9 protein-coding genes are annotated in these 14,336 nt (G+C 50.7%); all 9 read right to left on the bottom strand.

Annotated elements, in window-relative coordinates; translation table 11 throughout:
- Window positions 1-63: 63 nt before the first annotated feature.
- The gene (locus tag EGM51_17750; GenBank protein QBG49148.1) at window positions 64-1,929 is read right to left on the bottom strand and encodes a hypothetical protein; all 1,866 of its coding nucleotides are present in this window, start codon (window positions 1,927-1,929) and stop codon (window positions 64-66) included.
- A gap of 147 nt (window positions 1,930-2,076) precedes the next feature.
- Window positions 2,077-2,355, bottom strand: a complete 279-nt coding sequence (locus EGM51_17745) for a hypothetical protein (GenBank protein QBG49147.1) — start codon at window positions 2,353-2,355, stop codon at window positions 2,077-2,079.
- 160 nt (window positions 2,356-2,515) lie between these two features.
- Window positions 2,516-4,792 carry a carbohydrate-binding protein gene (locus EGM51_17740; GenBank protein QBG49146.1) on the bottom strand — a complete coding sequence of 759 codons (2,277 nt, stop codon included), beginning with the start codon at window positions 4,790-4,792 and terminating at the stop codon, window positions 2,516-2,518.
- Between the two features lie 11 nt (window positions 4,793-4,803).
- A complete protein-coding gene (locus EGM51_17735) occupies window positions 4,804-6,939 on the bottom strand; it encodes an alpha-glucuronidase (GenBank protein QBG49145.1) in 2,136 nt (711 codons plus the stop codon).
- A complete protein-coding gene (locus EGM51_17730) occupies window positions 6,936-9,194 on the bottom strand; it encodes a carbohydrate-binding protein (GenBank protein ID QBG49144.1) in 2,259 nt (752 codons plus the stop codon). The genes EGM51_17735 and EGM51_17730 overlap by 4 nt, the downstream gene beginning before the upstream one ends.
- Before the next feature lie 154 nt (window positions 9,195-9,348).
- The gene (locus tag EGM51_17725) at window positions 9,349-11,562 is read right to left on the bottom strand and encodes a carbohydrate-binding protein (protein ID QBG49143.1); all 2,214 of its coding nucleotides are present in this window, start codon (window positions 11,560-11,562) and stop codon (window positions 9,349-9,351) included.
- A complete protein-coding gene (locus EGM51_17720; GenBank protein ID QBG49142.1) occupies window positions 11,562-11,912 on the bottom strand; it encodes a non-heme iron oxygenase ferredoxin subunit in 351 nt (116 codons plus the stop codon). The genes EGM51_17725 and EGM51_17720 overlap by 1 nt, the downstream gene beginning before the upstream one ends.
- The gene (locus tag EGM51_17715) at window positions 11,909-12,976 is read right to left on the bottom strand and encodes a fatty acid desaturase (protein QBG49141.1); all 1,068 of its coding nucleotides are present in this window, start codon (window positions 12,974-12,976) and stop codon (window positions 11,909-11,911) included. The genes EGM51_17720 and EGM51_17715 overlap by 4 nt, the downstream gene beginning before the upstream one ends.
- The gene (locus EGM51_17710) at window positions 12,973-14,238 is read right to left on the bottom strand and encodes a methyltransferase (protein QBG49140.1); all 1,266 of its coding nucleotides are present in this window, start codon (window positions 14,236-14,238) and stop codon (window positions 12,973-12,975) included. The genes EGM51_17715 and EGM51_17710 overlap by 4 nt, the downstream gene beginning before the upstream one ends.
- Between the last annotated feature and the right edge of the window lie 98 nt (window positions 14,239-14,336).

Below are 14,336 nucleotides of genomic sequence, written 5' to 3'. Positions count from 1 at the left end.
ATTCCAGAACATCGGAATATGAACAATTGTTCAAATATGAACACCCCGTTTCTGAAATACGGTTTATTCCTCCGGTTGAGCCTCAAAAACAGCCATCTCAGAAAGGCCAATGTATCTGCTGCGCTCTTTGATACGGGTGATTTCAAACTGAACCCATTGGATCGTTTTGGCGGGAAAACAGACCTGTACGCCATTCTTCGCATCGTTCGGCAGCGGCCGGCTGACATCAATTGAAGATCCGTCACTGAAACTGAGCGTACCCGAAAGAACCTGATCATGTTCATTCGGTCGGTCAGCGAGAATGATACGGTCAATCCTCTTTTCAGTTTCCCATTCAAGCCGGACCCAAGCACCTGCCTGTTCCTTTTCACTGACCCATTCCGTTTCAATATTATTCGGATAACCGTCGACTATGCCATCGACCAGACCCTCTTTCGTTGGACCTCGCCGGCCCTTTTTCTTTTGAAGCGAACTGACCTGAACGGTCGCAAAGCGAGCAATATTCCCTGTTACAAGATCCATTGAATATGGATCGGGTTCATCCGGATCTTTTTCGTCCTCAGCGAGAAACCGCATTTCGTGCAGACATAATCCGTAACGTCCGCCATACGGTTTAAACTCCAGTTTCACCCCATTCCAATCGGGACTGAAATTGGCGGAATAGCAGAGCCAAAACGTGCCATCCTCTTTAATAAATTTAGTCGGGAAATTCAGAAAGTAAGCCTGCTCACCAAAATCTTCCATATACGTGACGATTCGCCACGGCCCCGTAAGCACATCTGCTTCGAGAATGTAGGAATCCATTTTGGCGACGGTCGGCCAGCCGTCGGTCACACACATCAGATATTTTTTCAGATGAGGAACATACGTGACCGTGACACAGCCCATATGGTTATTCCATTCGATCAGCGGTCTGATCTGCTCAAAATCATCCGTCCAAACAGGATTCCCCTGTTGGTCATGTCCGCCAAAATATTCATAAGCGGCTTCATTGTTGATCGTTTCCGGGGATGGTGTCACGCGGGCCAGATAAATCTGGTCGGCGGAGATCCAGCTCAGATTCGCATGTGCATAGTGCTCTTCCATCCAATCAATGTCGTGATCCGAAACAAGGGGTTCATCAGAACACGCTGCTGATTTATACGATTTCCCCAACTCACCCTTCGTGATGCAAGGACGCGGCATCGGATCATTATCCTCCGCCCCCATTGCAATCAGATACGCTTTCCCATCGGGCGAATGTTCCATGTTTTTCCCGAAATCAACAAAGTGCGGCGCCCCCATTTTAACAGCTCCATAGGCTTTCCCGGGTTCAGGGAAAAGAGGCCGGGTTGGTGTATGAGGGGAGTCAACCCATGTTTTCCCGAGATCATAAGAGATTTGAAAACCGGGCATGGGACCGAGGTTGGGCCAATTATAAGTAAATTTATTATGGTAATATCCGGCCCGGGGTCCGAGACAGTACGTGCCGTAATACCAGATACCATCATGCACAAGTGAGCCCGCCGGATAGCGTCCGCAATAAGGAAGGGCGCTGGCCGGCTTGGGCGGCGATGTATTTTTAATTTCCAGCGACAATGGATCATCACCTTTCAACACGGCATGACCCGTCCGGGCCCCGGCCCCTTTAGCCGCATACGAATTACACGACACCCCATCGGTTACCCCATCCGTCCACGGAGTATAAAGGTTTCCATCGGAGGCCCATGAAGGATAGACCGTATCACCCATCCAGTAACTGCTGTGTCTGCCGGTAAAATAGATCCGGTTCGCCATTGACGACTGCTCGAACGGACAGTTTTCAGGAAACGGTTTCGGAGATTCCCAGACAAATCCAGGAGAAGGATTCGGCATGGGAACCTCTTGAAAAGTAACATCAGCCAACACGGCAGAAATGAGCGACGACATAATTAACAGCAACTTATTCATTCCATTTCCTATTCCGGTTTCGGTGATTCATGTGTGAAGCGGTCCCATAACAGAGGCTTAGCATGGAACCTGCTTCATCATCGTTTCTGTAACAAAATTTCAAAGCCCCCCCCGAATCAGCGGGAATCATGCAGATGGGAAACCTTTTCACCGCCCTTTTTCCGCCTTGTCCAGCGGAAACAGCAAACTGCTCCTAATTTTACAGGCATGATCTCCATTTTTTAAACGAGCCCATAGCGCGGTTTTCCAGACCATACTCCAGCCCGTTGCCAGATCACCTCGGAAACGAAACGACTGCTTCGCAGCTTCTATTAACTCAGGTGTGTCTATCGGAATCTGCATACGTTTAAGATTCATTGTCTTAGCCGGAGGCAATAAAAAAGAATAGACATCGGGCTTAAAAATCAGGTCTGAAATCATCTTCATAATTAAACACGGGAGTCAGACGGTGCGTGGCGCGATATTCAAAAAGCGGCTCGGCCCGCGCATCCGGAACAGACAGTGCAATTCCACAGAGTCCTCGCCTCCGGATTAAATTACGATTTATTATGGTATTGCTCCTGATGATAAATGTATTTGCGGTGGACTAACGCGCCTTGTTTTTCGGCCAAACCCGGAAGGTCATTTCACAGGATCCCTGCATGGGAACCGGCCCTGCACCGGGATTTTCAGACACCCTTTTATTCCCGAAATAGTCGGTATTGATGGTCAGCGGAGTGCCGTCCGGATGCTCAAACCATGCCCCGGACACCTCCGTTTTTCCCAATAGCGCTGTCGTGACGAACGTCCTGTTCTCATCATGCACCCTCGCCGGAAGTTTTACCTTCAGCAAAACCGCATCATCCGCTGTAAAAAGACTCCATTCGGCTTCGTCTTCGGATACAATCACTGGATCCTTTTCGTCTGCCAGAGGTTCTGCACCGGCAAGATAGACATTGCCCTGCGCAGTGCACGGCTGCTCCATTCGGTTGTAATCAACAAGACCTCTACCCCCGATCAGGTTGTTGTAAAAACGGCTGTCGCCTCCATAAATTTTGCTTAAGCCAAGTATTTTGGTGGAATGCGCTTCATGATAGGGCGTTTGCCGACCGTCCGGTTTTGCGTCGATGATATTGAGAAATAGGTTATGTACATATGCCCCGCCTTGCGACCGGTCCTTAAGCGTGCTCCACGGATTTTCTGTTGCGAAGATATTGTTGTCCACGATATAGGGACCGTGATTTACCTCCATGTAAAGGTCCTGACGTCCGTTATCATAGAGAAGATTTCCTGTGATCCGTGTCCCCTGCGTCATCCAATCGAGCCAGATGCCTCGCGAGGTCCGGTGGATGCAATTATCCTTAATCAGCATGTCAATGGGGGCATGAAATTTAATACCGGCCATTTCATATCCGGACCATGGTTTATCGATATTGATGTCGTAGATATGATTTCCTGAGATCTCGCTGAAGATGGCTCCAAGGCTGCCGCAGATGCCTGCAGCTCCGCAGCTATGGATCGTGTTATTGCGCACAATATGCGACCCAATATTTTCTTTCGTCCAACCGTTTGCAGCAGCGCGTTCAATCGTTGCAACATATCCCTCAGCGCTATCCGCCGAGGTGTTGTCATACTCATCCCCGTATTTCCCCAGTGTCACACCGGTACATGACGAATGGCGGATCGTGTTGTTTTCAATAATCCAGCCTTTGCTCCAATGGGTTCCAATGAGACCGACCTGCTCCGCGGTCGGCGGAGCCCAGTTGGGACTTGCATGTTCCATCGTGAATCCCGAAACGGTAATATAGTTGATGCCGGGCTTCCGGGGATAAAAAACAGTTTCACGGGCGTTGATTTCCACGAGCTCCTCGTTAGGGTTCACATCCTTAAACTGCGCCCAGATAATGAGTTCTTTCGCATTGGGTTCCGGTGCGGGAAGATCTTTAAATACCAGACAGAGCGTCTGTATTCCGCTCACACGTTTAAGGCCGGCGGAGAACGTCTTCCATTTGAGCTCCCACGTATCGCCGGTGTAGCCTACAGGGCATATGCCCAGCAGTTTCCCTTCCGGTCCGTCGAGCCGGATTTCAACCTGAAGTCCCATGGTGTCCGATAAGCCGCTGAACGTAACCTGCGTGGTATCTTTTCCCATATTAACGTTTTCAAAAGTAACCCAGCTTCCGCTTTTGGCCTGCTGGATGAACGTCTGCCCTTTCCGGGTTTTCGTTCTCACACCTTGCGAATCGCTAAATGAAGCCGCTGAAATGCAGCCGGCCCCTTTACCGTTAAAGGTGATATCCAATAGATCTACCGATGACCCTGCATGATCTTCAGGCCGACGGTTGTCGTTGGTGAACCAGAGCGGCTTGCTGCCTGCTCCTTTCATGACCTCATCCAGGTTTGCGGCTTCAGTGAGCGGACTTCCGTTCAGATACACTTGAGCCGTATGCGTCAATCGCCCGCAATGCATGTACCAATCGCCACAGATCTGCGTGCGGAAGGGGTTGTGGGAGCCAAAAAAGGAATCCGGATTCTTGCAGACCCATTTCCAGACATCGCCTTCCACATGCGTCCACCCCCTGGCAATCTCAGACCCTTTGATGATCACCTTTTCACCTTCTGCTGCACGATAAACAATACGCTTTTTATCTGATGTTCCTCCGCGCGGAGGATTAATCTCTTCTCGATAGATGCCATCATGGACAATAATCGTATCTCCCGGCATCGCCGCTTCGGCCCCCTTAGAGATCGTTCTGAAAGGTTTGCTCATTGATCCGGCGTTGGCGTCATTCCCTTTTACAGAGACGTGGTATTCCGCAGCAAAGGTCGCCGTTGTGCAAACAGCAAGGGTGAAGGCGGTTCTAAGTCTGTTTCTTATTTTCATCGTATACCGTATTATTTATCCTGCTCCGCAAACCGGCCGAAGTAGGCTAAGACCTTATCTCTCCATTTTGCCGAATCGGCTACCTGAACAGCCAGCCGATCGGCCACTTCTTTATGTCTGCGTGCGTCAATCTTTCCTTTCAGCGATTGCCATACTTTCTGCATTTCAGCAGCTTCTGCAGCTCCTTGCTGATACGTTGACTGCAGCTCTTCCCATAATGTTCTGCCAGATTTCATGGTGTAATCCCATGGCAGGTAATGGAACCAGAGCAGAAACTTTTCAGGGCAGGTTTCCGGGTCGTTAAACAGATCACTGACCGGCCGATGGTATTGATCAACCGCATGATTTCCTCTGCGGGTGCGGTCATAGCCGATGCCTGCGGTGGATGCATTGTGATAATAGTCCGCCGACCATGCCGGCATGCCGCCCTGTTTGTGCCAGGGCTCCGGAGCGTAATGATCGCCGCCGATCAACCCGTTCAGTCCGAGGGGCATAGAATATCGGACAAAGGTTTCATACGACCCCATCATCATATCGCGAATCGCGGAAACAGCGTTATCGTCATTCGTAAACGTCATACGGATCCATTCGTCCGCAATGGCTTCCGCCGTTAAATCGGGGTTCCAGGCCAAACGGCCGAAAGCAAACCAGTTTGCCTGAGAAAAGTGGTGCCCGCACCAGTTAGGATCCAGTCCGGGGTTGGTGACAGATACCAGTCCGGTTATGCGGTTCGGATATACTTCACCGGCTAAAACCTTGGAAACCGTTGATCCTTTTCCTTTGGCATATGTATCGGAATCCAAAAACTCTTTCCATATAGGTCCGTGATAGACGAGATGTTTTGCCTGCCCGAGATATTCCTGAGACGCCTGGATTTCTGCAATAACCGATGTCTTTTTCAGCCCGCCGAACAGCGGATGGAACGGTTCGCGAGGTTGGAAGTCCAAGGTGCCGTTTTTTACCTGAACCGAGACATTCGGGCGGAACCGGCCATCAAGCCGGGTAAACTCAAGATAAGCCCGTTTCGTACGATCCGGATCCACCTCGGTGTCGTAAATAAAAGCGCGCCACAGCACGATACCGTTATGCGGAGCCAGCGCATCGGCCAGCATGTTTGCCCCTTCGGCATGGGAACGTCCGTAGGTTTTCGGGCCGGGTTGTCCCTCAGAATCCGCTTTAACCACAAAACCTCCGAAATCGGGAATACGCTTGTAGATTTCATCAGCCTTGCTTTTCCACCACGCAATAACGTTCTTATCCAGCGGATCGGCCGTCTTCAATCCGTCCAGCGCCAAGGGCGAAGCAAAGTTTACACTCAGGTACATCCGCACACCATACGGCCGCCAAAGATCTGCCAGTGCGGCGACTTTTTCGAGATATTCTTCTGAAAGGATAAGCGGGTCGGCGTTAACGTTATTGACGGCCGCTGCGTTGATCCCGATCGAGGCACAGGCACGGGCATAGTCTGAATAACGGGGGCTTAACGTATCGGGCAGTTCATCCCACTGCCACAACGAGCGTCCTGCATAGCCTCGTTCAATACGGCCATCAAGCCGGTCCCAGTGGTTCATCATCCGCAGCTGAAGCGCGGGGGCCTCGGCAATATCCAGCGAATCAATGGGCTTTCCCGTCTGCATCAGTCGCAGGAAATGGTAACCGCCGTAGAGCGTTCCGATATCAGTGTTCGCTGCAATGATGATGACACGCTTTTCATTAATGCTTGTTGACCGGATAATGAAGCCTTCACCGCCCAGTTGTTCGAGCTCTTTTGTTAATTTTAAATTTCGGATCACTGAAGAATTTTGAGGGGTGCCGATCAGCACGGAGCCGCTTAGAAGCGAATCACCGGACAGCTTTACGTCATGGCCCAGCATGCACTTTATGGCAGCCTTCAACTCCTTTTGAATAATCTTACTGGTCGCCGAGTTACCTTCAATATGAAGCTGCTTAACCTGTTTTCTATAAGACGATGCTGCTTCGCCGGGATTGGCATAACGAAGCCACAGCTTATAACCATCCTCATCCGCTAAAGGTTTTTGTTCGGTGGCAGGACGCCCGCTGCAGCACGCAGCAGCGGCCAGCGTTAAGACCATTAATTTCCGTCGAAATAATTTCATACATAAGTGTCCGTCAATATAGGTTTTCATTTCGTAATGGTTTTATTTTTCGGCCAGACTTTCAGCTTAACAGCACCCGGTTTAAAATCTTCAAAGGGACCAGCCGAAGGCGCCTTTGTTTTACGCGGGTTGCCCCAATAGTCATTATTCACGATGAGGTCTGCTTCATCATAATTCTTATAAGGGAGTTTCGGGATGGCCGCTTCACCCAGATCAGCCGTAGTAATGATCTCCGTTTTTAAGCCGTTTACTTTCGGAAAAACCATTTCGACATATGCATCATTACCATCTCTCACGACATTAATCTGAGGATCAAAGTCCGCCATCACCGCACCGTCCTTTTCCGGATCAAGCGGAGTGGCTTTATTCAAAAACAGGTTGGCTCCGGTGAATAACGGCAGTTCGCCTTTTCTATAATTTATAAGGGCGTCCCGGCCCGCAAAGATGTTGTTAAAAAAGCGGTTATCCCCTCCATATATTTTATCGAGACCGGCCAGTTCGGTGGAGTGCGCAGGGTGGTAGGGCGTTTGGCGCTCCTGAGGAGAGACCCACACATTGCCTGCAATCAGGTTATGAATGAAAGCACTGCCCTGCGACCAGTCGCTAACAGATGTGCTGGACAGGAACAGGTTATTGTCGATTACACAGGGCCCATGATTAACCTCCAGAAATAAATCTTCACTCATATTTCCGTGGAACAGATTCTGACTGACGCGGGTGCCCTGCGTCATCCAGTCAAGCCATAAGCCCCGGTTACACGCATAGACATGATTATCCGCAATGAGCGTATCGATCGCCGCATGAAATTTAATGCCGGCCATCTCGGCTCCGCTGAAAAGCCCCCGGCGATGAATCTGGAAGACTTCATTGCCGGTAATCCGGCTGAAGGCGGCGCCCATGCTTCCGACGATCCCGGCCTGTTCACAATAGGAGACGCTGTTGTTGCGCACGATGTGACTGCCTATATTTCCTTTTGCCCAGCCGTTGGTGTGGGCTCGTTTTATGGTGCCCACATAGCCTTCCGCCGACATCGCCCGGTTATCCATTTCATCACCATATTTTCCCAGCGTAATGCCGGTGCAGGAGGAATAGCGGATCGTGTTGTTTTCAATAATCCACCCTTTGCTCCAGTGCGTGCCGATCAGTCCAACCTGCTCCGCAGTGGGCGGAGCCCAGTTGGGGCTCCCATGCTCCAGTGTAAATCCGGAAACGGTGATGTAATTAATGCCTGTTTTCCGGGGATAGAAGACCGTTTCGCGAGCGTTGATTTCCACAAGCTCTTCGTTGGGGTTCACGTCCTTAAACTGCGCCCAGATGATCACTTCCTCCGCATTGGGTTCCGGTTCGGGCTTGTCTTTGAAAACCAGGCAGAGGGTGTGAATTCCGCCGGTTTCTTTGATGTCTGCGGAAAACTCCCGCCAGCCTGTCCACCTGGATCCCGTATAATCAACCGGACAGATTCCAAGCAGTTGGCCCTGTTGACTGTCAAGACGGATTTCAATAAGTCCACCGATGGATTCGGTCATGCAGGTAAAAGTGATTTGAGAGGTCTTTTTTCCGAAATTAACCTCTTCATACTTCAGCCAATGCCCCTCCCGGGCGGCTTTAATGTAATCATCCCCTTTATGCGTTCCGGTCCATGCGCCTTTTCGATCGGTAAAATCCACCGCATTCAACGCTGCTGCCTTCTCCCCATTTAATTCGAGTTTAAGCAGGTCAACCGAGGGACCATAGCGATCGGTTGGATAACGCTGGTCATTGGTATACCACAAAGCGGTTTCCCCGGCCGGTTTCATAACCTCCTCCAGGCTTGAGGCCTCGCTCAACCAATGACCATTGAGATAAACTTGTCCCACATGATTTAATCGACCTTTATGGCGATACCAGTCGCCATAAATCTGCGTACGAAACGGATTGAATGCTCCGAAGAAGCTCTCGGGATTTTCGATGACAAGTTTCCATACGTCGCCTTCCACATGCGTCCAGCCTTTGACGACTTCGGATCCTTTGATGACAACGTTTTCACCTTTGGCGGCCCGATAAACAATGCGTTGCTTATCTGATGTACCGCCGCGCGGAGGATTGATCTCCTCGCGATAGACGCCTTCATGAACGATAACCGTATCTCCCGGCTGAGCAACTTCCGCTCCTTTTGATATGGTTTTGAAGGGTCTGCTTTTTGTGCCGGAGTAAGCATCATTTCCCTGAGTAGATACATGATACTCCGCCGAATAGGTTGTTGCGGCAATCATGGTAAGTATCAGGATGTTAAGTCTGGTCATCATTTTCAGTATCCTCTCCGTATCGTGTTACAGGGCGGAAACGGTTGAGCCTGTGAACCGGCCCGGAGCCTGCGACAACAGCGAAACCGCCCTTCTTCCCGTTCCCGGCAGGCATGCCGGTCTCGTGCATCAACCGTATCAGCTCAACTCTAAGCGCTTATTTTTTGGGCCACACCTTCAGTTCGGTGCGGCCTGTCCTGATCTTTTGAACCGGGCCGACGGTCGGCGACTTGGTTTTACGGGAGTTGCCCCAATAATCATTATTCACAATCAGATCCAATCCGTTGAAATTCCTGTATGGCAACTTGGAAATGGCTGTATTTCCGAGCTTTCCGGTTGTGACGACAGAGGTTCCGGGCAGCTTTGCAAGGGACGGCCATGTGATTTCGAGGAATACCTGTTCTCGGTCTCTTTTTATTTTTATGTCGTAATCGAACTCCTGCATCAGATTACTGTCCGAAATAATCGGAAGTTTACTGTCCTTATATGCATCCAGTGCGTTGGGCCCGGAAAAAATATTGTTGAAGAAACGGTTGTCGCCTCCGTAACCATGATCCATACCCGCAATCTCTGTAGAGTGTGCTTTATGATAGGGAGTTACACGTCTTTGCGGTTCCAGTTTCAGCTTTCCGCCAAAAAAGTTGTGAATAAATGCACTGCCCTGCGACCAGTCATTAATCGAGGTGCGGGAGAGGAAGAAGTTGTTGTCAATCACACAGGGCCCATGGTTGACTTCAAGCCAGAGATCTTCGCTCATATTTCCGTGGAACAGATTCTGACTGACGCGGGTGCCCTGCGTCATCCAGTCGAGCCACATACCCCGGTTGCATGCATAGACATGATTATCCGCAATGAGCGTATCGATCGCCGCATGAAATTTAATGCCGGCCATCTCGGCTCCGCTGAAAAGTCCTCGTTGGTGAATCTGGAAGACTTCATTGCCGATAATCCGGCTGAAGGCGGCGCCCATGCTTCCGACGATCCCGGCCTGTTCACAATAGGAGACGCTGTTGTTGCGCACGATGTGACTGCCTATATTTCCTTTTGCCCAGCCGTTGGTGTGGGCTCGTTTTATGGTGCCCACATAGCCTTCCGCCGACATCGCCCGGTTATCCATTTCATCACCATATTTTCCCAGCGTAATGCCGGTGCAGGAGGAATAGCGGATCGTGTTGTTTTCAATAATCCACCCTTTGCTCCAGTGCGTGCCGATCAGTCCAACCTGCTCCGCAGTGGGCGGAGCCCAGTTGGGGCTGGCCTGCTCCAGTGTAAATCCGGAAACGGTGATATAATTAATGCCTGTTTTCCGGGGATAGAAGACCGTTTCGCGGGCGTTGATTTCCACAAGCTCTTCGTTGGGGTTCACGTCCTTAAACTGCGCCCAGATGATCACTTCCTCCGCATTGGGTTCCGGTTCGGGCTTGTCTTTGAAAACCAGGCAGAGGGTGTGAATTCCGCCGGTTTCTTTGATATCAGCGGAAAACTCCCGCCAGCCCGACCAGCTGCTGCCTGTACAGTCAATGGTTCCGGTTCCGAGAAGCTTACCCTGCGGTCCATCAAGACGAACTTCAATTCTACCGCCTACGGTTTCAGTGAGCGCCTGAAATGTAATCCGGGAAGAACCTTTTCCAAAGTTGATGTTTTCATATTTAAGCCACTGGCCGGCACGGGCGGCTCTGATCTGTTCTTTGCCTTTATGATGTCCATTTACGGCCCCCTTCCGTTCAGAAGTATCAACCGCTTTTATGAAAGCTGCGCTGTCACCATTTAAAGTAAAACCGAGCAGATCGATAGACGGACCGTAACGGTCTTTGGGATACCGGTTGTCATTGGTAAACCAAAGAGCCGTCTCACCCGTCGGCTTCATGACGTCCTCAAGGCTCGCTGCTTCAGTGAGCCAGTGCCCGTTGAGATAAACCTGACCCACATGATTCAGTCGGCCCAGATGTTTATACCAGTCTCCGTAAATCTGGGTGCGAAACGGATTGAAAGTACCGAAAAACGCCTCGGGATTCGCAATAACCAGTTTCCATACATCGCCCTTCACATGCGTCCAGCCTTTGGCGACTTCCGAACCTTTAATCACAACGTCTTCGCCTTTCGCGGCACGGTAGACGATACGGGTTTCCTCTGATGTTCCGCCCCGCGGAGGATTAATCTCCTCCCGGTAAATCCCCTCATGAACCGTAATGATATCGCCCGGCATTGCCTGTTCTGCCGCATGCTGTATCGTCAGAAAGGGCTCGTTTAATGTTCCGCTATTGGTATTTCTGCCATCTTTAGCAACATGGTATTCAACAGCACTTCCTGCCGATACGGCACAAACCGCCATGATCAGCAGACTTCTTTTTTTTACAGTTTGATTCATCATTATCCCGTCACCTTGATATGTATGTCTCCCTGATCCAACTTCACCGGAAAGATTTGCAGACTGTTTTTCGGCGGTTTACGCTGAACCGATCCATCGCGTACATCAAACCGTCCATTATGTTTTGGGCACTCGATCTGACACCCGATCACCTTACCGGATGCCAGGTGAGTCTGACCATGGGAACAGATACCCTGACTGGCATAAAACAGACCCTCAGCCGTCCGGTATACCGCATAGGTTTTTTCATCATGATCGAAACGCAGCACGTCTTCCGGCAACAGCAGGTCCGCATGGCCAACCTTTACCCACCCTTCCTCATCGGGTGTTTCATTCGAATCTATGCGTATCATGGATTCCGTGTTATCAGCCGCCGGCTCAGGAACCTCCCGCTCAACATAGTATTCGGGATCCCTGCTCTGCCGGATAACCGCCGGAATGATTTCCCGCCAGGCATCCCAAAGCCCGGTATAGGGGACGGCATGTCGTGACGAACCAGCTCGTGCAGCTTCGGAAGGTTGTAATACGGCACCTGCGGAAACATGTGATGTTCAATATGATAGTTCATGTTCCAGTACAGAAACCGGTTAACGCGATTCATTTGTACCGTACGGCAGTTCTTCCGGTGATCCAGCACATTTTCCGCCAGCCCGGTATGCTGAGTTAAACCGTAAACGGGCATCAGCCACGCCCCCGCCAGATTCGGAAGCCCGATAAAGAGCAGCGGAAAAACAGTCTGATAATACCAACTGCAACCCAGGCATCCCGCATAGATCAGCAGCACGGCCCGTGCTTTCCAAATGATACGGCCATGCTCATATTCGGGGATATACGTCCGCTCATCATCAAAAAGATTTCCGGTACTGTGCTTCAGAATTTTACGAACATAAGCATATACAGCGGGCAGCCCGGTAAAGTTAAGGATAAACCTGAATAACTGAACCGGACGGGGAACTGCAATTTCCGGATCCCGGCCAACCACAATCGTATCCGAATGATGCCTCGTATGACTCCAGCGCCAGACGGTGGATTCACGCATAACCATGAACGAGGAAACCTCATAAAGCACATTATTCAACCAGTCGGTTTTAAAAACAGTCCCATGGCTCGATTCATGCCAGCGTGAGTCTGAGGTGGAACCGTAAAGAACCGCATAGAGCATATACGGAAAAAACGCCGGCCAGCTGCCCCAAAGGAAAACCGTCAGCCAGGCGCAGCCGGCCATCAGCCCAAACCAGATGAAGCAATCGCGCATCCCCGGACCATTCCGACGCTCGAGCAATTTACGCATCGCATCACGCGCCACCGGGGTCTGATACCAGACCGCTTCAGCCAGCCGCTTTCTGACAGCGGCCTCACTATTAGGTCCGCAAAGATCATAGTTAAACCGTGATGTCATTTCCTGAACTGATTTCATAAGTAAACAAGAGAACGCGCATCCTCCAATGCCTTGAACATCGCCACTACATTTTCGATCGGGGTATTCGCCTGTACGTTATGGATAGCATCAAAAACAAACCCGCCGCCCGGCGCAAAAATATCAATCCGTTCCCGGACTTCCCGATACACCTCTTCCGGCGTTCCGAACGGAAGCGTTTTCTGCGTATCCACACCCCCGCCCCAGAAAACAATACGGTCCCCGAATTCATCCTTCAGCCGTTGCGGATCCATATCCGCCGCAGAACACTGAACCGGATTCAGAATATCAAATCCGGAATCAACAAAATGCGCGATAAGCGGATAAACCGCGCCGCAGCAGTGTTTGAAGGTTTTCCAGCTCGTGTTTTCATGAATCCAGTCATTCATCCGCCGGTAATAGGGAGCCCAGAGCTCTTCATAGGTATCGGCGGAACAGAACTGCGATGTCTGTGTTCCGAAGTCGGTACCACAGGTAAAGACCACATCGATCAGATCCCCCGTCACTTCTTTCAACAGGCGCATATTTTCAATGGCGATATCCGTCTGCTGACGAAATACCTCATGAATATAATCCTGACGGCTCACTGTTGATATATACCATTCAGAAATATCACGGATTCCCTTGGGATATTTGAGAAACGGACCGGGTACGAGCGCGATATCGCCCAGCGCCGAACCCGGCGTTGAGGCCACGATCCCTCTGGAACTCCCCTCCAGCCGAATGGCTTCCGACTGATACCAGTTTAACGCCTCTTCATCTAAGACACTGAATTCTTCCAGATTGTCTTCAGGACTCAGGTTCTCCTCATCCATTTCCGGCTGACGTACAATGCAGTCAAAAAAATAGCCCGTCGCCGGCATCCGGCCACTGGGCGGCGCAGAACGGTCTCCCTGCGGAAATATCAGCGTATCCCCATGGGCATCACATGTAACCTGAAAATCCGCCGGCACCAGCACGTCCTGGCCCCATGGAGCCGTCCACAGCTTCCAATCCTCATTACGAAAACCGAAAATGGTCCCATGCCCAACCAGCGGCTCCGTATCAATTCCCAGCCGTTCACGGAGATCATCTTCAATTTCGCCGAGCATCTGATACGGCTCACACACTTTCACCGGCTTCTTTTCCAAACCGTAGAACCCACGCAGCAGCTCCACCGTGCGCACATGCATGCCTGTTACAGCATTACTTCCGAAATCGACACAAACCCGATCCGGCTCAACATGTCGTATTGTCGCCTTAAGCCGCTCTTTTCCTGTCATCTTTATTTACTCCCCTGATTATTCAGTGGACTATAATTAAACATGTTCTACGGATTACGCCCATTGACCTGAGTTGCATAAACATGCACTATATTCGC

It is taken from the genome of Verrucomicrobia bacterium S94 (assembly GCA_004299845.1).
GTDB lineage: Bacteria > Verrucomicrobiota > Kiritimatiellia > Kiritimatiellales > Pontiellaceae > Pontiella.
The sequence above is the reverse complement of the archived record's forward strand: the minus strand, read 5'-3'. Positions and strand labels throughout refer to the sequence as shown.